Here is an 18,652-nt window from a genome sequence, read left to right on the forward strand (position 1 = left end):
TGTTCTTTCCTCAGCCCATAGAGTGACGGTGGCCAGCGGAATATCTGCCGGTGACGTGATGTTCCAACTGCCGCTCGATATCGCCAAGCAGTGACGAGGCACCAAAGCGGAACAGATCCGGCTCCAGCCAGCGGTCGCCCAGCTCGTCCTTGATCAGTGAAAGGTAAACCAGCGCATCTTTGGCTCTCGAAATGCCTCCGGCAGGTTTGTAACCGACACGGGATCCGGTGCGATCATAGAAGTCGCGAATAGCGCGGATCATGACCAGCGAGACAGGCAGAGTGGCGTTGACGCTTTCTTTGCCGGTCGAGGTCTTGATGAAATCCGCCCCAGCCATCATGCACACAAGCGAGGCGCGTGCGACATTGCGTAGGCTACCAAGTTCGCCAGTCGCAAGGATCGCTTTGACATGAGCATTTCCGCAGGCAACGCGAAATGCTTTCATCTCATCGTAAAGCGCCTGCCAGTCACCCGAAAGCACATGACGGCGCGAAATCACGATGTCGATCTCGTCTGCCCCCACCTTCACGCTTTCCTCGATCTCGGCCACACGCAGATGGAACGGCGATAGGCCGGCCGGGAAGCCTGTCGAAACAGCAGCAACTGGAATTCCGGTGCCCTTTAGCGCATCCACTGCCGTTTCGATCATGTCATGGTAGACACAAACCGCGCCCGTGGTGATCATTGGCATACCCAGTGCATCCAGCAACGATGCCGAGACCGGCTGCCGCGCCTTGGAGCACAGACGCCGCACCCGGCCCACCGTGTCGTCCCCTGAAAGCGCCGTCAGGTCAATCATGGTGATCGCTTTCAGCAGCCAGGCTGCCTGATAATCCTTCTTCACTGAACGTCGGCCCGGCAGGGTCGCGGCACGACGTTCGATGGCTGAGGTATTGGCCTGCACCGCACGTATCCAATCCAGATCAAGGTTCATGCCGGGATTTCGGGGCTCTGTCACCTGTGGCAGATGCGCGGTGCGCACGGGGCTGGACGGGCTCTGCGTTTCCATCGTCGCTTCCTTTGGGAGGGTCATTTGCCAAATTCGCATGAGCTGAACAGGATTGGAAGATACTCAGATGCAAGTTTGAGGGATTTTTTGACCATACGGACAAATTACTAATCTTTTATGCGATTAATTCTCAATTGCGTTGACTTACTTGCGAATGGTTCGCATATTCAGTTTGGTTACAGCGCGAAAACAGGAGTCGTCATGATTCGCCGCAGCTTTTTGTTGGCAATGGGATTGGCCGCAGCTCTGCCTGTGGCAGCTTGGGCCGAGACACCGCTCAAGGTCGTTGCCACAACTGGCATGATCGCGGATGCGGCTCGTCAGGTTGGCGGCGAACAAGTTGAGGTCAAGGGCCTAATGGGCCCCGGTGTTGATCCGCATGCCTATCGCCAGACTCGCAGCGATATCGTCGCGATGACCCGCGCCGACCTGGTTCTGTGGCACGGCCTTTATCTGGAAGCGCAGATGGAAGAGTTTTTTCACGATCTCGACCGCAAGCGCAACGTGGTGGCCGTGGCTGAGGGGGTCGACAAGGCCAAGCTGCGTGCCCATGACGACTATGCCGACAAATACGACCCGCATGTGTGGATGACGCCCGAACTGTGGCGAGACGTAGTCGTACAGGTTCAGGTCGCCCTGACGGAAACACGTCCGGAATCCGCCGATTTCTTTGCCGCGAACGCTGCAAAACATCTTATCGACATTGACCGCCTGACTACTTATGCACATCAGACATTGGAAGCTGTGCCCGAGAACAACAAGGTCTTGGTCACCGCCCATGATGCATTCGGATATTTCGGTCAAAGCTTCGGCTTTGAGGTAATGGGCATTCAGGGCATCTCGACCCAGTCAGAGGCTGGCCTGAATCGCATAGGCGAATTGGTGGATACGCTTGTCGAACGCAAGATATCGGCCGTATTCGTCGAAAGCTCGGTTTCCGACAGGTCCATGCGCGCCCTGATCGAGGGGGCTGCAGCCAAGGGGCACAAGGTCACCGTCGGGGGCGAGTTGTTCTCGGACGCTATGGGCGACGACGGCACCTATGAGGGCACCTATCTTGGGATGCTCGACCACAACATCACCGTCATTGCCGGAGCACTGGGAGTGGACGTTCCAGCGCGCGGCATGGACGGCAAATTGTCGGCTGGGTTTTGAGTGATGCTTGAACTCGCCACCAGCCACGGCTCCACGGTTCCAGCCATCGATGTGAGCGGCAGCCCCTTGGCAATCCGGGGCATGACGGTATCCTATGGGCAAAAACCCGCGGTTTTCTCGCTGGACATGACTGTGCAGCAGGGGGCGATGACAGCAATCATTGGCCCGAACGGCGCTGGGAAATCGACTTTGCTCAAGGCCGCTTTAGGGATCATCAAGCCGCTTTCGGGACAAATCACCATCTTTGGCAAACCTTTGGAAGCCCAACGCGCCCGCATTGCCTATGTCCCTCAGCGCGCCAGTGTGGACTGGGATTTTCCGACCCGCGTGATCGACGTCGTACTGATGGGGCTTTATCGTGAGCTTGGCTTGTTGGGTCGGGTTCGAGACCGCCATCTTTCACATGCGATGGATTGTTTGAACCGGGTCGGCATGCGCGACTTTGCGGATCGTCAAATCGGGCAGTTGTCTGGCGGCCAGCAACAGCGTGTGTTTCTGGCCCGCGCACTGGCACAGGATGCCGATCTGTACCTGCTGGATGAACCTTTCGCAGGCGTGGATGCCGCGACGGAAAAAGCAATTATCGCGGTTTTAAAGTCGCTTAAGGTTGCTGGCAAAACCGTTATTGTTGTGCATCACGATCTGGCGACAGTGACCGACTATTTCGACCATGTTCTGTTGATCAACACCAGCAAAGTGGCCGAAGGCACCGTAGCCGAGGCCTTCACCGCCGAGAACCTGCAGGCGGCTTATGGCGGGCGTCTGGCTACGGCGCAGATCGATCAGATATCAAGCGCCTTAGGGAAATAGCATGCTCTGGGACGCGTTGACCCTGCAGCTTGGCTACAATGCTTCTCTGGTCGCTATCGGTGCGACTTTGCTGGGGGTTGCCGCCGGCGTGACCGGCACATTTCTGTTCTTGCGCAAACGCGCTCTGGTCAGCGATGCGATCAGCCACGCCACGCTCCCTGGCGTTTGTCTGGCCTTCATGGCGATGGTGGCGTTGGGAGGGGACGGCCGCAATCTGATTGGGTTGCTGGCTGGCTCGGCGTTGTCGGCGTGGATCGGGCTTTTATGCATGAACTTGCTGACCAGCCGGACTCGTCTGGCCGAAGATGCGGCAATCGGATCGGTTCTGTCCGTATTTTTTGGTCTTGGCATCGTTCTGCTGACAGTAATCCAGACCATGGGCGTGGGTCGTCAGGCCGGGCTGGAAGGGTTCCTGTTGGGATCGACGGCAGGCATGCTTTGGGCCGATGCATTGGTGATCGCCATCGGTGGGGCTGCGACCCTTGCACTGGTGATGTTGATCCGTCGTCCCATGATGCTGGTGGCCTTTGATCCCGAATACGCCGCTGCGCGCGGATTGCCTGTGAATCGAATTGACTTGGCAATGATGGGCCTGGTCATGGCCGTAACCGTAGTTGGCCTGAAAATCGTCGGCCTGATCCTGATTGTGGCGCTGCTGATCATTCCCCCGGTCACTGCACGTTTCTGGTCGGAACGCTCGGACAGGGTTGTCCTCCTCAGCGGTATGACCGGAGGGCTGGCGGGTTTTCTGGGAGCGGCATTGTCCGCTTCGGCCCCCAACTTGCCAACCGGACCAATCATCGTTCTGGTCAGCTTTGCCTTTTTCGCCCTGTCCCTGTTCCTCGCGCCCGGGCGCGGCGTATTGGCCGCGGTGATGCGGCATCTGCGGTTCCAGCGTCGAGTACATATGCGTCAGGGGCTTTTGGCACTGGCGCAGGGGCAGACGATCTATGAACCGTTGACCTTGCGCCTGTTACGCCGGGCCGGGCTGGTGCGCCGCGACGGGGTTCCGACCGATCAGGGGCGCGCGCGCGCTGCCAAGGCACTAAGGGACGAGAAACGATGGGAAATCGTACGCGCCGATCTGGCGCACGAGGCGACGGCGGCGCTTTACGACGGTCTGCGTGATATCGAAACTGTACTTACCCACGACCAAATTGCGGAAATTGACCATCGGATCGGTGGTCCTAAAGAGATGCTGACATGAGCGGCGAAGAGTTTGTCCCCCTGTCCCTGACACCGCTGCTGATCGGCATCTGTGCCGCTGTCGCCTGCGCTTTGCCCGGCAATTTTCTGGTGTTGCGTAAGCAGGCCCTGATTGGAGACGCAATCAGCCACGTGGTTTTGCCCGGGATCGTTGTGGCATTTCTGCTGACCGGGGTCATCGCGGCAGGGCCGATGATGCTAGGGGCCGCCGGCGCGGCAATTCTGGCAGTTGCCCTAATTGAGTCCATCCGCCGCCTCGGACAAATCGAACCGGGCGCCGCAATGGGCGTCGTTTTTACCACGATGTTCGCGGGCGGTGTCTTGTTGCTGGAACAAACCGACACTTCAACAGTGCATCTCGACGTCGAGCACGCGCTTTATGGCAACCTAGAAAGCCTGATTTGGCTGGATGCAACCGGTTGGTCGTCTCTGCTTGATCCTCAAGCATTGGCGGCACTCCCAGCGGAATTGCCGCGCATGGCGCTGACGCTGACCGCCGTTTGCCTGTTCACATGGTTGCTGTGGCGTCCGCTCAAGATCTCTACCTTTGACGAAGGGTTTGCGCGCACGATTGGCGTCCGCACCAATCTGCTGGGTCTGGCGCTCGTGGTCATGGCCGCAATTGCCGCGGTCGCGGCTTTTGACGCAGTGGGCTCGATCATTGTGATCGCTATGTTCATCTGCCCTCCTGCAGCGGCCCGCATGATGACCAATCGCCTTGAACAGCAGGTGGCCTGGAGCGTCGTTTTTGCAGTTGCGGCCGCAATGTCGGGTTATGTTCTTGCCGGATACGGCCCTCTTTGGATCGGTGGCACCGATGCCGTCAGCGCCGCAGGCATGATCGCCACGGTATCGGGACTGATTCTAGCGTTCGCCGCCATTTTCGGCCCCTGCCGAACCCGCACCGGCGCCCCAAGTCAGACGTAGTTTGGCATAATCCCGCCAAGTTGACGCCAGAGAAATCGGCTGATCTTTGCCCAGATTCCAATATCGGAATAGGTATTGCTGCAATTGTGTCAAAACTGTGGTCACGTGCCCGCATTGGAAGGGATACATCACACCCCACCACTCACAGAAGCGCCCGGCCCAGCCTGTGATCCTTGTTGCCAATCCGTTTGGCGAAAGCGATCCGTTGCGGTCGGGCGTATGTGTTCTTTAACTTCGAATCCAGTGGCAGAATCGAACAATCTCATGCTAGGTTTAGGGGTATGGCACAATCGAACCCCAATATCAGCGAAATTCGTCCCGTCATTCGGCAACTGGATGAAGCAGCGATCAACCGTATTGCTGCGGGGGAAGTTGTCGAGCGTCCGGCATCGGCCGTCAAGGAGTTGATCGAAAATGCGATCGACGCTGGCGCCGGTCGAGTTGCCATAGACATTGCGGACGGCGGCAAAACGTTGATTCGCGTGACCGATGACGGCTGCGGTATCGCCTCGACGGACCTGCCGCTTGCGCTGGCGCGACATGCGACCTCTAAGATTGATGGCTCGGACCTGCTCAACATCCATACATTCGGATTTCGGGGCGAGGCCCTGCCCTCCCTTGGCGCGGTCGGACGTCTGACAATCACCAGCCGGGTGCCGGGTGAAGAAGCGGCTTCGATCCGCGTGTCGGGCGGCAAGATGGAAGCGGTGAAACCGGCGGCCCTGCGCTCGGGTACGGTAGTGGAATTGCGCGATCTGTTTTTCGCCACCCCCGCCCGTTTGAAGTTCATGCGCACCGACCGGGCAGAAGCGCAGGCGATCCTGGACATTGTTAAGCGCCTTGCCATGGCCGAGCCTGCGATTACCTTTGCTCTCCGAGACGTATCAGGAGGTGGCGAAGGGCGGCTAGTCTTTCGGGCTGACGGCGACAACGGCGATCTGTTCGATGCCCTGCATGCGCGCCTGGCGAATGTGATGGGACGTGAGTTTGCTGAAAACGCACTCCGGATAAATGCTTCTCGCTACGAGATCCGCCTTTATGGTTATGCCGCCCTGCCGACCTATTCGCGCGGTGCGGCCGTGGCACAATATCTGTTTGTCAACGGTCGCCCCGTGCGGGACAAGGTGCTTACCGGTGCGCTAAGGGCAGCCTATTTCGATTTCCTCAGCCGCGACCGCCATCCCGCCGCAGCTCTGTTCATTGATTGCGACCCCACACTGGTCGATGTGAACGTCCACCCTGCGAAATCTGAGGTTCGCTTTCGCGACCCCGGCATCGCGCGCGGCTTGATTGTTTCCGCGCTGCGCCACGCTTTGGCAGAGGCGGGGCATCGGGCTTCGACCACGGTCGCCGGAGCAACTCTCGGGGCAATGAAGCCTGAACAAACTTACTCCACTCCGGCGCGTGTATATCAAATGGACCGCCCGTCTCCTGCTGCGCGGCAGGCCGCATATTGTGCGCAGGCGCCGGGATTCGCTGAATTTGCAAACACGTATAGTGGCCAGGTTGTCGAACGCGCACCAAACGAAGCTGCGCATCGGACGGATGAGCCAGAGACCGCTCAGGAACAACTGCCACTCGGGGCTGCCCGCGGGCAGGTCCATGAGAACTATATAATCGCCCAAACCGCCGACGGGATCGTTATTGTAGACCAGCATGCAGCACATGAACGGCTGGTTTACGAAAAACTCAAGCGCCAGATGGCGGAAAACGGTGTCGCCGCACAGGTCCTTTTGATTCCCGAAATTGTGGAACTTTCAACTAGCGACAGCGCTCGCTTGATGGAGATCACCAACGACTTGGCCCGCCTTGGCCTGGTCATTGAACCTTTTGGCGGCTCCGCCGTCGCTGTGCGTGAAACACCCGCCATTCTGGGCAAGGTGGATGCCCGCGCCATGGTCCTCGATATCCTCGATGAGCTTTCCGATCAGGGCGAATCCCAAACCGTTCAGGCCCGAATCGAGGCGATTCTGTCCCGCGTCGCCTGTCACGGCTCTGTACGTTCTGGCCGTAGAATGCGAGCCGAGGAGATGAACGCTCTGTTGCGTGAGATGGAGGCGACGCCCTATTCAGGCCAATGCAATCACGGACGACCCACATACGTCGAGTTGAAACTCAGCGACATCGAGCGGCTCTTCGGACGCAGTTGACGCATGCCACAACCAACAATAGAACAAGTAGAAACAAAACAAGAACAACCAGGGCCAAATGATCGATATTGCAGGCACCAGCTATTCACTGAACGATCCTGTCGTCCTTGCCGTTGGTGGGATTACTTCTCTAATCCTGTTACTCCTTCTCCTGTCGCTACGTGCTTCAAGCCGCTCAGCGCGAATGGCTGAACCATTGGCGCAGCAACTGGCCCATCTCGGTCAGAATGTGCAGCAACTGAGCCTGGGACAGGAACAACTGCGGGGTGGACTGCAACATGTCTCGGACACGCAAGCCAATGCGCAGGTTCAGGTCATCCAATCGGTCGAAGCGCGCCTGTCCTCGGTGCAGCAGCACATGAACGACAGACTCGCGGATAACGCAATGAAATCGGCCCGCGCGCTGGCCGAGATGCAGGAACGGATGAAGGAAACACTGCACGGGTCCTCCAAGCAAACCGCGACCTCGCTGACTCAGCTTCAGGAACGCCTCGCCGTGATCGACAAGGCGCAGGACAACATCACCCGGCTTTCGGGCGATGTGCTGACCCTGCAGGACATTCTTTCGAACAAACAGACGCGCGGCGCGTTCGGAGAGATTCAACTCAACGATATCGTATCAAAAGCTCTGCCTTCGGACAGCTATGTGCTGCAGGCCACGCTTTCGAATGGCCGGCGTGCCGACTGTATGATCCGTCTGCCGAACCCACCCGGCCCTATCGTGATCGACAGCAAGTTCCCACTGGAAGCTTATGAAGCTCTCATCGGAGCCACCAATGACATCGAACTGAAATCAGCGATTCAGATGTTCCGCAGCACTGTGCGCAAGCATATTGCCGATATTGCCGAGAAATACATTCTGGACGGCGAAACCGCGGATGGCGCGTTGATGTTCCTGCCATCCGAGGCGGTTTATGCCGAACTGCACGCCAAGTTTCCTGAACTGGTACAGGACAGCTTTTCCAAACGCGTCTGGATCGTTTCTCCGACCACTTGCATGGCAACGCTGAACACGATGCGGGCGATCCTGAAAGATGCCCGGATGCGTGAACAAGCCGGTGCAATTCGCAAGGAACTGGGCATGCTGCACAAGGATGTCGAGCGGCTGGGCGACCGTGTTTCCAATCTGGACCGACATTTTGGTCAGGCCGCCAAGGATGTAGCCGAGATAAAGATCAGCGCGGAAAAAGCCGGACGACGGGCGCAGCGTCTGGACAATTTCGATTTTGAAGAACTGGCTCTGGAAAATAAGGGAACAGTCGTACCCTTGAGCAAATCAGAGTTGTAACGCGCGCGACCTCATATCCGCAGGAAGGGTTGGATCAGTCGAGGGATCAGGCTGGTGAACCGGAGCGGGGCGTCGGTTACGGCCAAACAGATGCAGTCGTCGCTGATATCGGCCACCGGCATATGTTCAAGGCCCTGATCCGCGATTTCCACATCACCGCGTGCAAACCGGTCGACTTCGTCTGAAAACGCACCCTGCAACACCATCGTCAGCTCGGTGCCTCTGTGTCCATGATCCGGAACTGCGGCCCCAGCGGGGATGAACAACAAACGCGCTGACGCTTCGCTTGAGGTCGGCAAAATCGCCTGTTTCACACCCATTCCAACAGGTTTCCACCGCACGGCATCTATGCCGCCTCCCACATAGTCCTGCAAAGGCGAGGGAAGAACGCCGCATTTCAAGGGGGCTTTCGAAAGCTCGGGGACTCCATTTTTGATCAGTGCCATCGTCGCCTCCAGAGAGGCACTGGACATGGGCGCTGTATCGTCTTGATTTTCAAGCACGGTCCCGCCTACCGCATCAAAGCTTTCGGCTTGTGCGCGGCAATGGTCACACAATGACAAGTGTGTCGCCGCCATCAGGCTGAACGCCTCGGGCAACACCCCGGCCGAATAGGCCATGAGTAAATCTTCCGTCAGGTGGTGTTTTATCGTTTCCATCGTCATCTCATTGCATGGCGTGCCGCAGGCGTTCCAACGCCAACCTAATTCGCGATTTGATTGTTCCCAGCGGCAGACCTGTCTGAAGGGCAATTTCGCGGTGGCTCAGGTCGCCAAAATAGGCCTTTTCAACCAGTTCACGCTGAGCGCCGGGCAAGGTGCGCATGGCATTGCGCAATTGTGCAGTTTCCTGCTGCAACGCTACAACCTCATCCTGATTCGGTTCCGCTTCCGGCCCCCAAGTCAGTTCTTCGGGCTCGGGTCGTCGTTGTTTGCGCAAGAAATCGATACGCTTGTTTCTTGCGATTGTGAAAACCCATGTCGCCACCGACGCACGCGACGGATCAAACAGGTGTGCCTTGTGCCACAGCGTCGCCATCACTTCCTGCGCACACTCTTCGGCCACGGTTTGATCCGATCCGGATCGGATCAGGAACGCTTTCACCCGTGGAGCAAAATACGCAAACAGTTCGGCAAACGCCCTTTCATCCCGGGCTTCTCTGATCCGACGGACATGGGCGACCCAATCGCCTTGTGTGTCGCACACTTGCTGCGTTTTGTTCACCGGCTTCCTTCTTGTCAGCTCAATTCTTCTCGGACGCCGCGCAGCGTCCGGCAACGCGTCGGTTGCTCTATCTTCCAGAAGTAAGCCGGTTTCGTCAAACATACCTTTGATACGCTAAGAAACTTAAATTGGATCAAAGGCCGGAAAAGTTTTTTTTCATCCAATCCTGCCCGAGCTGCGTAGTGTGAGTAGAGAACAAACGGAGGCCTGGATGCCATTCGAACAAAGAGATGCGGTAGCCCGCAAGATTGCCGTCATCGGCGGAGGCATTTCCGGCATGGGCGCCGCAAACCTGTTGGCTGACAGCCACAGAGTGACTCTCTTCGAATCCGAGAGGCGCTTAGGTGGACACGCGCGCACGAAAATTGCAGGAAAACATGGCGATCAACCGGTCGATACCGGCTTTATCGTGTTCAACAAGGTTACGTATCCGCATCTCGTCTCATTGTTCGAAAGGCTGGACGTTCCCATAGCTGAAAGTCGTATGAGTTTTGGTGTTTCAGCCAAGGGAGGCGCCATCGAGTACGCGCTGCACGGTGCGGACGCCCTGTTTGCTCAGCGGCGCAATCTGGTACAGCCAAATTTTTTGCGAATGGTGCGGGATCTGTTCCGGTTCAACGCACGAGCCCTGCAGTTTTCTAAAAATCATTCGATCACCGTGCGCGACCTGCTCAACCATTTGAAAACCGGAGAATGGTTCAGATCCTACTATCTCGAACCGTTTTCAGGGGCGATCTGGTCGTCGCCCAAGGAAAAAATGCTGGACTTTCCCGCCCATGCCCTGATCCGGTTTTTCGATAACCACCTGCTGCTCGACAACTGGCGTGATCATAGGTGGTACACGGTAAAGGGAGGATCGGTCGAATATGTGCGTCGGCTTGAGGCAGCGATGCGCCGTAAGGGAGTAAAGGTTCGAACGGGCGCGTCAATCAACGCTGTGCGCCGAACCTCATGCGGTCCGCAGGTAAAGGCAGTGGCCGATGAATGGGAGCAGTTTGATGATGTCGTGTTCGCAACCCATTCTGACGACACCCTCTTGCTGCTTGAAGATGCTTCACCTCAGGAGCGTTCTGCACTCGGTGCCATCAAATATCAAAGCAACGACGTTGTCCTTCACGCCGACCCGGGGGTCATGCCGAAAAGGCGCAAGTGTTGGGCGAGTTGGGTACACACCGAGGACGCCATGCCCCAATCCAACCGGGTCGACATCACTTATTGGATGAATTCACTGCAACCGATCCCTTGGGATGACCCGATGTTCGTTACTTTGAACTCGCGGCACCGGATCCGTGACGAATTGATCTATGATGAAGCGGTGTTCCGGCACCCGATATTTGATCTCGCCGCCTTGCACGCTCAACAGGACATTGGCAGGTTCAACGGCGCCAACGCAACTTGGTTTTGCGGTGCCTGGATGCGAAACGGTTTTCATGAGGATGGTCTTGCCAGCGCAGTTGACGTGGTCGAGGCAATCAACCGTTCCAACACTTTTCGGGTAGCGGCCGAATGAGCGCGATAGAACATATCGCGGCGCACACATTTCATGGCCGCAAGGGAAGGGTCGAAAACTCCTTTCGCTATTCGCTTGATTTCGTGATGTTCGACCCAGAGACGGATAGTTCAGCGCCTCTTCTGTTTTCGCGCGATGCCTTCAACCTGATGAGCGTCCGGGATATTGATCATGGTGGCTCCCCCGGCAAAGGCCATGGGGCAAAATGGCTGCGGAGGCTTTTCTCAGAGTTCCAAATCACGCAGCCTTCACATCTCGCGCTGCTCACGCAGCCTCGTGTACTGGGGCATGGTTTTAATCCGGTCAGCTTCTGGTTCTGCTTCGATGCGAACAGCAAGCTGTTTGCGGTCGTCGCCGAAGTCACCAATACCTTTGGAACGCGTCATAGCTATATTTGTCACAAGCCCGACCTGTCTGAGATCGGGCCTTCGGATCGACTGAGCGCAAGAAAGATGCTGCACGTCTCACCCTTTCAGCCACGTGAGGGCGAATACACATTTCAATTCGAACTGCAAAAGGATCGCGTCGGTGTCCGGATCGACTATGGCCGCGAAAAGGGAGGGCTAGTCGCGACGCTGACCGGACACCGGCGAATCCTGACCAACCGAGCCGTACTGTGGGCTTTCGTTCGGCGACCGTTCGGGGCGCGGCGGGTTCTAGCGCTGATCCACTGGCAGGCATTGAAACTCTGGTTCAAAGGCGCAGGATTCCGGACGCAACCAGCACCGCTCAGCCCCGATGTAAGTCGCGAATAGTGCGCCCAAGGGCGCGAGATGGGATAGTTGAAATATGGCCTCACTATTGATGTTCTTGCTTGGCGTGGTTTCCGTAGTTTTGGCAGGTCTCATGGTGCGGCGACGTTGGAGTTTTACCGCTCAGCGGCCCGACGACTATGATCAGGATTTCAAACAAATTGACATTCGAAGGATCCTGAATGGTCCTATAGCTTGCGAGGGCATGATTTATGGCCCTATGGGACGTGTGGTTTCACGGTTCACCGGTGACTTTCATGCAGAATGGCAGGGCGACAATGGCCGGCTGGAAGAACGATTTCTTTTTGACACCGGAAATGCGCTTACACGTGTGTGGAACCTGACCCTCGGCAAAAATGGAGAAATCATAGCCTCTGCCGATGATTTGCTTGGCACAGGTCGCGGCGTGCAAAAAGGTTCGGCAGCGCATTTGAAATACCGCATACGCCTAACCGATAACGCTGGCGGGCATGTGCTGGATGTTGTGGACTGGATGTATTTGACTCCGAGCGGCGCACTCATGAACCGGTCGCAATTCCGTAAATTCGGCTTTAAAGTGGCCGAAATGATTGCGGTCATGCGTCCGGTGAATGAGGCGACACAAGGTTAAACGGCCTAATCTGAGGTGTCCGCCATAACAGACGCACAGTGGAGCCGTGCCCCCCTGTTTGCTTAAGATCAAAGACGGGATGCCCTTGGTTTGATTGTGATGGACACAACCAAGCGGACAGAGGAGTACGGAAAATGCTGGAGATTTCGCCCAGAAAAGTGGCGCAAGTAGCCCTGATGGGGCGGGAATTGGGGCGCGCTGAAGGCGAATTGCGCGCATTTATCGACCGGATGAGCGAGGATGAACAGGCCGAGCTGGTCGCGATCATGTGGATCGGTCGCGAGAGTTTTTTTGCTGAAGATCTGGCAGAGGCTGTCGCGACTGCCAGGGCTGAAGCTTCTACACCATGCGCCGACTACCTGATCGGCACCCCACATCTGTCGGACCACCTTGAAAATGGGTTGGATGCGTTGGGTATTTCCGCAGAGGATGTGGAAAATGACCTGATGTAACCACTACCTAGGAACACGCAATAGCCGGGGCATAAACCCCGGCTTTGTTGTTCGAATTTCTGTTTGATCAGGCTTTCACACGCTCGGATTTAGGATCATACATCGGCTTGAGCGAAGCCTCGGCCTTGACCTTGGTCCCGCACACGTCGATCTCGTATGTCGAGGCGAGAATATCCGCCGCCTTTTCACCGCGGCAGGGCACATAGCCCATACCGATGGCCGCACCCAGTGCGTGACCATAGTTACCCGAACTCAGATAGCCAATATATTCGCCATCCCGCACGATAGGTTCGTTGTGGAACAGAAGAGGCTCGGGATCGGTCAGTTTAAATTGCACCATACGGAAATTCGGTCCGCTCTCCTTGCGCTCGGCCACTGCTGCCTTGCCTATGAAATCAGGTTTCGACAGATCGACCGCAAACCCCAGCCCCGCATCGATCACGTTGTCTTCGCAGGTAATGTCGTGGCCGAAATGGCGGAACGCCTTTTCGATGCGGCAGCTGTCCATCATGTGCATGCCGCACAGTTTCAGGCCCAAATCTTCACCCGCCTCCCACAAGGTTTCGAACACGTGACCCGAAAATTCCGTCGGAATATAAAGCTCCCACCCCAGTTCGCCCACATAAGAAACCCGGTGCGCGCGGGCGATCCCCATACCGATCTCGATCTGTTGCGCGGTTCCGAACGGATTGACCGCGTTGGAAAAGTCGTTGGGCGAAACTTTTTTCAGCAACTCGCGCGAATTCGGCCCCATGACCGCCAGCACGCCTTCGGTGCTGGTGACATCGGTGATGACCAAGCGGTGATCCCCCACTAGGCGGCGCATACGCGTTTCATCGGCCAACCGGGTTACAGCCGGGGTCACAACCAGAAAGGCTGTTTCTGACAGGCGAGTGATCGTCACATCCGCCTCGATCCCACCACGAGTGTTGAGGAATTGGGTATAGACGATCTTGCCGACCGGTACGCTCAAGTTCGCGCCGCAGATATTGTTCAGAAACGCCTCGGCGTCCGGCCCCTCGACCCGCAGTTTTCCGAACGAGGTCATGTCATACATGCCCACGTTCTCGCGCACCGCACGATGTTCAGCCGCCGAGTTCTCAAACCAGTTCTGCCGCTTCCAGCTATACCGATATTCGCGTTCCTGCCCTTCTTTCGCGAACCAGTTGGCGCGCTCCCATCCGCCGATTTCGCCGAAAACGGCACCCTGTTCCTTGAGGTGATGATGAAACGGCGTGCGCCGCACCCCTCGAGCCGTCGCCATCTGACGATAGGGGAAGTGATCGGCATAAAGCAGTCCCAACGTTTCCTTGGAGCGCTCGAAGAGATAGTGCTTGTTGCCCTGGAACGGGTGCATTCGCCCGATATCCACATCGCCCAGATCAAACGGTTTTTCACCATCTTCCATCCACTGCGCCAATGCCATGCCCGCGCCGCCCGCCGACTGGATACCAATAGAGTTGAAACCGGCGGCGACCCAGACATTGTCCATCTCGGGCGCAAGGCCCAAGTGGTAAGCATCATCGGGGGTAAAGGACTCCGGACCGTTGAAGAAAGTATGGATGCCTGCCTCGGCCAGCATCGGCATCCGGTTGCAGGCCGCTTCCAGGATCGGCTCGAAATGGTCAAAGTCTTCGGGAAGCTGGTCGAACTCAAAGCTGTCGGGAATGCCATCCATACCCCAGGGTTTGGACTTTGGTTCAAACGCGCCCAAAAGGATCTTGCCTGCGTCTTCCTTGTAATAGGCGCATTCATCCGCCACCCTCAGCACAGGCATCTGTTTAAGACCCGGAATCGCTTCGGTCACGATATAGAAATGTTCACAGGCATGCAGCGGAACGTTCACACCAGCCATTTTGCCAACTTCACGACCCCACATACCAGCACAGTTGACAATGTGATCACATTCGATGTGACCCTGCTCCGTACCATCATCCGATGCCCAGTCCACTCCGGTCACGCGGCGGTTGTGCCGTTTGATACCGGTTACCTTGACGCGCTCCTTGATCAACGCCCCATTCTGACGTGCGCCCTTGGCCATCGCCAACGCGATATTGGCCGGATCGCCTTGCCCGTCCAACGGAAGAAAAACACCCCCGGTCACGTCATCGGTGTTGAGGTATTCGTATTTCGCCTTGACCTCTGCCGTGGTCAGTTCATGCACTTCAACGCCGAATGCCCGTGCCATAGCCGCCGTGCGGAACAGTTCTTCGCGGCGCTCTTTGGTCAGGGCCACGTTAATCGATCCTGTGCGCCGGAACCCGGTTTCCACCCCGGTTTCTTCGCTGATCCTGCCATAAAGTTCCTGCGTATATTTGGCCAACTTGGTCATGTTCGACGACGGGCGCAGCTGTGCAATCAGGCCGGCCGCATGCCAAGTTGTTCCGGACGTCAACTGCTTGCGTTCCAGCAGTACGACGTCCTTCCAGCCTATCTTGGTCAGGTGATAGGCCACCGAACATCCGATCACACCACCACCGATGATGACCACGCGGGCCTTGTTGGGAAGGTCAGCCATTTTCAAAGACTCCGATTCTGATTTAACCGCATCTTGCCATGTAAAGACGGCAAGAAATCCACCAAAAACGTCAGAACGATCGGGAAAATCACCCTGCTCCGCCAGCGCGCCGTTTGCTGCGCATGGCAAAGGGCGTAATGCCAAAAACGCTTTTGTAGACCGCCGAAAAACCGTTGGGGAACCCACAAGCCAGCCCGATTTCATGGATGCTCATCGTCGTGTTCAGCAGCAGATTGTTGGCCTTGGCAAGACGCAATTCCCTGTAGTACCCGTTCGGTGTCGCCCCCAAATAGGTTCTGAACTTGCGTTCAAGAGATCGGTTCGACAGGTCCAGCGCAGCAACAATTTCGTTGATCGGTACCGGTTCTTCGATATTGGCTTGCATGATCTCCAGAGCCTGATCCAGTTTACTGTCACCTGTTTCGCTCGTCCGGACACCAGAATATGGCTGCATCGAGCCGAAGTCGCGAATATGTTCGTGCAGCATCACGTTCGCGACCGTCATTTTGGCCGCTCCCGAAACATGGCGGCCAATCAAGGCCAAGGCGATATCCACGGTCGACCCCATACCAGCGCAGGTGACAACGGGCCCATGTTCGGTGGCGATGGAATACTTGGCGACAAACCCGCTGCCACGTTCGCTCAAAAACGATGCGTTCTCCCAGTGGGTCGCGTGATCCTGCGCCCCTTTGTCCTTGATATACCGGCTTGCGGCCTCCGCCAGAAGAAAGACCTGCGCTCCACGATATGTGTAACCCGAAATCACCCGTGTCAGAGAAAGCGCGGGATTGTCCGGATCGGAGTTTCCGATGACGAAAACATAGTCGGCATCTGGCTGGGTTGGGATCGGCGTCGTCTCGACAAACGCATCGGATCGACTGCGCACGACACCGCCATCCAGTGATCTATAGGCCCATTGAAATGGAGGTTGCGGGCAAACGCGATTAGCAATTCTTATGACGTCGACAATCCCCGCCACTTCGATCAATACAAAGCCTTCCGCAACGACGATGTCGATCTTCCATTTTTTGGGGACCGTATTGTCTTTTCGTCTTGCCGGTCTGGCTGTCACAAGCCTGCCCTCACGCAATCTTGTGGCCCGCAGCGCGGAGGCGGTGAGCTAGTGCTTCGATATGATCCGGGCCGACCTCACAGCAACCACCGACAATCGTGGCGCCTTGCACGATCCAGCCCATTGCGAGTTCGGCATAGGCCGCCGGGTCTAGGTCCTGGCGCTGTTCCAGTGCATCCACTGTTGGTTCATCTTTCAGGAATCCTTCAGAGATGCGGGTAAACCCGTTGGCGTAGGCCCCGTATGGCTTTCCCATCGTCTTGAGGATATCTAGCGCTGCCGCGATAGCCTCGGGAGGCGAACAGTTGATCAGGACGGCTTCAGGGTCGAACCGCGCGACCAGCGGGGCAATATTGCCCAGTGGTTCGCCTGAGCGCAGGCGGGTGCCATCATCATCCATGACTGTGAGCGCCAGCCAGACCGGTTTTCCGCATTCATGTGTTCCGCGTAGCGCACCATCGGCCTCTTGAACCGAAGATACGGTTTCGATCAGAAAAAGATCGACACGTTTCGACATAAGCACCACCAGTTCTCTGAACTTCTCTGCTGCCTCGGCAGGATCAGGGTTCAGATCAGGGCGATATGAGGCCAGCAATGGTCCCAGCGAACCAGCTATACGACTGCCCGTGACATCGCGCGCACGTTCTGCCTGCGTCAAAGCTGTGTTGATCAGTGCCGGCATCTGATCCTCCAATCCGACGCGGACAAGACGCGAACGGTGGACTGCGTATGTGTTGGTTGTCGCCACAGTCGCACCGCGCCTGAAATAATCAGCATGTACATCACCTACCAGGTTCGGATGATCGATCATCACACGCGTGGACCAAAGCGGAGTTGCCCGGTTACCGCTGCGCTTGACCAGTTCTTGACCAATGGATCCGTCCAGAAGCGTTATTTCAGCCATGATTGACCTCTTTATGGAATGAGAACAATTTTTCCGGGAAGGGATTTGGATTGAAATTCCTCCTGCGCCTGGAGGATGTCACGCAGAGGATAGGTTTTTGAAACAACCGGCCTAATCCGACCCTCATTCATGAGCGAAACGAGACGTCCAAAGACTTCAGGCGCCTGATGCGTGCAGCCATGAATGGTGATGTCGCGCAGATAGATGTCGCGCAAATCCGCTTCGACAATCGGCCCAGCGATCGCACCCGATACAGCATAGTGCCCACCCGGTTTTAGGGACAGAATTAGTCCGGGCCAGGCAGGGCCACCAACAACGTCGATCACCACTTCGAACGTGTCATTCGGCAAAGCGCTATCGCGGTCGAGAGTCTCTGCAGCGCCCTGGTCCCTGACAATGCGGGCCTTGGCCGGACTGGTCACGCCACATACTGTGGCACCCCGAAGAGCAGCAAGTTGCACGGCGGCGAGGCCGACACCACCTGATGCGCCGGTGACCAAGACCTTATGTCCCGCCGTGACGCCAGCGCGGGTCAGCAAGTTCTCCGCCGTGCCGAACGCACATGGGATCGCCGCAATCTCGACATCCGTCAGCGGAGAGCCCGAGACGTCATACAGGTCATCAGACTCGACGAGGCAATATTCAGCAAATGCTCCGTCTATTTCAGAACCCAGCGCGATATAACCCCAAGGCGCACCGGGACGGGGGCGCGGAAGGTTGACCGGGCATGTAACGCGTTGCCCAGCGCGAAATCGCTCTGCACCAGGACCGACTTCCTCGACGATGCCGCATAGATCACCGCCCTGAATGCGAGGAAAGTTCAACGCTCCTCCCCATCCACCTTCCTCGACTTCTTGGTTCACTTCGTTGGTGGCCCCGGTTACATTCGAAGAATACCAACCCACCCTCGTGTTGATATCGGTATTGTTCACCGCCGCTGCGGCGACGCGTACAAGAACCTGTCCCGGCCCGGGGGTCGGGACAGATATATCATCGCGCCATTCCAACGCCTCTGGCCCACCGTGCCGGGTGAGATATATACCTTGCATGCGCCGGGTCATCATT

The 18,652-nt window shown here is 57.0% G+C and carries 17 protein-coding genes; 10 read left to right on the plus strand and 7 right to left on the minus strand.

Annotated elements, in window-relative coordinates:
* Window positions 1-10: 10 nt before the first annotated feature.
* Window positions 11-1,009: a deoxyribose-phosphate aldolase gene (gene deoC, locus ACR0LZ_RS13310; protein WP_480750296.1), complete on the minus strand. Its 999-nt coding sequence runs from the start codon at window positions 1,007-1,009 to the stop codon at window positions 11-13.
* Window positions 1,010-1,210: 201 nt separating this feature from the next.
* Here deoC and ACR0LZ_RS13315 point away from each other — a divergent pair, with 201 nt between their 5' ends.
* From ACR0LZ_RS13315 to ACR0LZ_RS13340, 6 genes are all read left to right on the plus strand, one after another.
* Window positions 1,211-2,164 (plus strand): metal ABC transporter solute-binding protein, Zn/Mn family, encoded by a 954-nt coding sequence (locus ACR0LZ_RS13315; RefSeq protein WP_480750297.1) that lies wholly within the window; start codon window positions 1,211-1,213, stop codon window positions 2,162-2,164.
* Between the two features lie 3 nt (window positions 2,165-2,167).
* Window positions 2,168-2,974, plus strand: a complete 807-nt coding sequence (locus ACR0LZ_RS13320) for a metal ABC transporter ATP-binding protein (RefSeq protein WP_480750298.1) — start codon at window positions 2,168-2,170, stop codon at window positions 2,972-2,974.
* Between the two features lies 1 nt (window position 2,975).
* Window positions 2,976-4,181, plus strand: a complete 1,206-nt coding sequence (locus ACR0LZ_RS13325; protein WP_480750299.1) for a metal ABC transporter permease — start codon at window positions 2,976-2,978, stop codon at window positions 4,179-4,181.
* A complete protein-coding gene (locus tag ACR0LZ_RS13330) occupies window positions 4,178-5,107 on the plus strand; it encodes a metal ABC transporter permease (protein WP_480750300.1) in 930 nt (309 codons plus the stop codon). Before ACR0LZ_RS13325 ends, ACR0LZ_RS13330 begins: the two co-directional genes overlap by 4 nt.
* A 281-nt stretch (window positions 5,108-5,388) precedes the next feature.
* On the plus strand, window positions 5,389-7,257 hold the full coding sequence (gene mutL / locus ACR0LZ_RS13335; RefSeq protein ID WP_480750301.1) for a DNA mismatch repair endonuclease MutL: 1,869 nt from the start codon (window positions 5,389-5,391) through the stop codon (window positions 7,255-7,257).
* A gap of 58 nt (window positions 7,258-7,315) precedes the next feature.
* Window positions 7,316-8,545, plus strand: a complete 1,230-nt coding sequence (locus ACR0LZ_RS13340; RefSeq protein ID WP_480750302.1) for a DNA recombination protein RmuC — start codon at window positions 7,316-7,318, stop codon at window positions 8,543-8,545.
* An 11-nt stretch (window positions 8,546-8,556) separates the two neighbouring features.
* Here the strand turns inward: ACR0LZ_RS13340 and ACR0LZ_RS13345 are convergent, their stop codons facing one another.
* Entirely contained in the window at window positions 8,557-9,210 is a 654-nt protein-coding gene (locus ACR0LZ_RS13345; protein WP_480750303.1) for a ChrR family anti-sigma-E factor, read from the minus strand.
* A gap of 1 nt (window position 9,211) precedes the next feature.
* Window positions 9,212-9,871: a sigma-70 family RNA polymerase sigma factor gene (locus ACR0LZ_RS13350; RefSeq protein ID WP_480750304.1), complete on the minus strand. Its 660-nt coding sequence runs from the start codon at window positions 9,869-9,871 to the stop codon at window positions 9,212-9,214.
* 109 nt (window positions 9,872-9,980) lie between these two features.
* On the opposite strand from ACR0LZ_RS13350, the gene ACR0LZ_RS13355 reads away from it, so the two are divergent.
* From ACR0LZ_RS13355 to ACR0LZ_RS13370, 4 genes are all read left to right on the plus strand, one after another.
* On the plus strand, window positions 9,981-11,279 hold the full coding sequence (locus ACR0LZ_RS13355; protein ID WP_480750305.1) for an NAD(P)/FAD-dependent oxidoreductase: 1,299 nt from the start codon (window positions 9,981-9,983) through the stop codon (window positions 11,277-11,279).
* A complete protein-coding gene (locus tag ACR0LZ_RS13360) occupies window positions 11,276-12,034 on the plus strand; it encodes a DUF1365 domain-containing protein (protein WP_480750306.1) in 759 nt (252 codons plus the stop codon). The genes ACR0LZ_RS13355 and ACR0LZ_RS13360 overlap by 4 nt, the downstream gene beginning before the upstream one ends.
* Window positions 12,035-12,068: 34 nt before the next feature.
* Entirely contained in the window at window positions 12,069-12,641 is a 573-nt protein-coding gene (locus ACR0LZ_RS13365) for a DUF3833 family protein (protein ID WP_480750307.1), read from the plus strand.
* 134 nt (window positions 12,642-12,775) lie between these two features.
* A complete protein-coding gene (locus tag ACR0LZ_RS13370; protein ID WP_480750308.1) occupies window positions 12,776-13,093 on the plus strand; it encodes a DUF3775 domain-containing protein in 318 nt (105 codons plus the stop codon).
* Window positions 13,094-13,160: 67 nt separating this feature from the next.
* On the opposite strand, the gene ACR0LZ_RS13375 is transcribed toward ACR0LZ_RS13370, so the two are convergent.
* From ACR0LZ_RS13375 to ACR0LZ_RS13390, 4 genes are all read right to left on the minus strand, one after another.
* Window positions 13,161-15,611 carry a GcvT family protein gene (locus ACR0LZ_RS13375; RefSeq protein WP_480750309.1) on the minus strand — a complete coding sequence of 817 codons (2,451 nt, stop codon included), beginning with the start codon at window positions 15,609-15,611 and terminating at the stop codon, window positions 13,161-13,163.
* 88 nt (window positions 15,612-15,699) lie between these two features.
* The gene (locus ACR0LZ_RS13380) at window positions 15,700-16,683 is read right to left on the minus strand and encodes a GlxA family transcriptional regulator (protein WP_480750310.1); all 984 of its coding nucleotides are present in this window, start codon (window positions 16,681-16,683) and stop codon (window positions 15,700-15,702) included.
* 10 nt (window positions 16,684-16,693) lie between these two features.
* Complete coding sequence (locus tag ACR0LZ_RS13385; RefSeq protein ID WP_480750311.1) at window positions 16,694-17,587, minus strand: homocysteine S-methyltransferase family protein; 894 nt, start codon at window positions 17,585-17,587, stop codon at window positions 16,694-16,696.
* Between the two features lie 11 nt (window positions 17,588-17,598).
* Window positions 17,599-18,648 carry an alcohol dehydrogenase catalytic domain-containing protein gene (locus ACR0LZ_RS13390; RefSeq protein ID WP_480750312.1) on the minus strand — a complete coding sequence of 350 codons (1,050 nt, stop codon included), beginning with the start codon at window positions 18,646-18,648 and terminating at the stop codon, window positions 17,599-17,601.
* Window positions 18,649-18,652: the final 4 nt, after the last annotated feature.

Source organism: Ruegeria sp. CI1, from assembly GCF_056536925.1.

What these genes read in the sequence shown, in the direction of transcription:
- ACR0LZ_RS13385 (WP_480750311.1), bottom strand. Translation starts at nt 17,587, where the DNA reads ATGGCTGAAATAACGCTTCTGGACGGATCCATTGGTCAAGAACTGGTC.
- ACR0LZ_RS13330 (WP_480750300.1), top strand. Translation starts at nt 4,178, where the DNA reads ATGAGCGGCGAAGAGTTTGTCCCCCTGTCCCTGACACCGCTGCTGATC.
- ACR0LZ_RS13355 (WP_480750305.1), top strand. Translation starts at nt 9,981, where the DNA reads ATGCCATTCGAACAAAGAGATGCGGTAGCCCGCAAGATTGCCGTCATC.
- ACR0LZ_RS13325 (WP_480750299.1), top strand. Translation starts at nt 2,976, where the DNA reads ATGCTCTGGGACGCGTTGACCCTGCAGCTTGGCTACAATGCTTCTCTG.
- mutL (WP_480750301.1), top strand. Translation starts at nt 5,389, where the DNA reads ATGGCACAATCGAACCCCAATATCAGCGAAATTCGTCCCGTCATTCGG.
- ACR0LZ_RS13350 (WP_480750304.1), bottom strand. Translation starts at nt 9,871, where the DNA reads ATGTTTGACGAAACCGGCTTACTTCTGGAAGATAGAGCAACCGACGCG.
- ACR0LZ_RS13340 (WP_480750302.1), top strand. Translation starts at nt 7,316, where the DNA reads ATGATCGATATTGCAGGCACCAGCTATTCACTGAACGATCCTGTCGTC.
- ACR0LZ_RS13390 (WP_480750312.1), bottom strand. Translation starts at nt 18,648, where the DNA reads ATGACCCGGCGCATGCAAGGTATATATCTCACCCGGCACGGTGGGCCA.
- ACR0LZ_RS13370 (WP_480750308.1), top strand. Translation starts at nt 12,776, where the DNA reads ATGCTGGAGATTTCGCCCAGAAAAGTGGCGCAAGTAGCCCTGATGGGG.
- ACR0LZ_RS13345 (WP_480750303.1), bottom strand. Translation starts at nt 9,210, where the DNA reads ATGACGATGGAAACGATAAAACACCACCTGACGGAAGATTTACTCATG.
- ACR0LZ_RS13360 (WP_480750306.1), top strand. Translation starts at nt 11,276, where the DNA reads ATGAGCGCGATAGAACATATCGCGGCGCACACATTTCATGGCCGCAAG.
- ACR0LZ_RS13365 (WP_480750307.1), top strand. Translation starts at nt 12,069, where the DNA reads ATGGCCTCACTATTGATGTTCTTGCTTGGCGTGGTTTCCGTAGTTTTG.
- ACR0LZ_RS13375 (WP_480750309.1), bottom strand. Translation starts at nt 15,611, where the DNA reads ATGGCTGACCTTCCCAACAAGGCCCGCGTGGTCATCATCGGTGGTGGT.
- ACR0LZ_RS13320 (WP_480750298.1), top strand. Translation starts at nt 2,168, where the DNA reads ATGCTTGAACTCGCCACCAGCCACGGCTCCACGGTTCCAGCCATCGAT.
- deoC (WP_480750296.1), bottom strand. Translation starts at nt 1,009, where the DNA reads ATGGAAACGCAGAGCCCGTCCAGCCCCGTGCGCACCGCGCATCTGCCA.
- ACR0LZ_RS13315 (WP_480750297.1), top strand. Translation starts at nt 1,211, where the DNA reads ATGATTCGCCGCAGCTTTTTGTTGGCAATGGGATTGGCCGCAGCTCTG.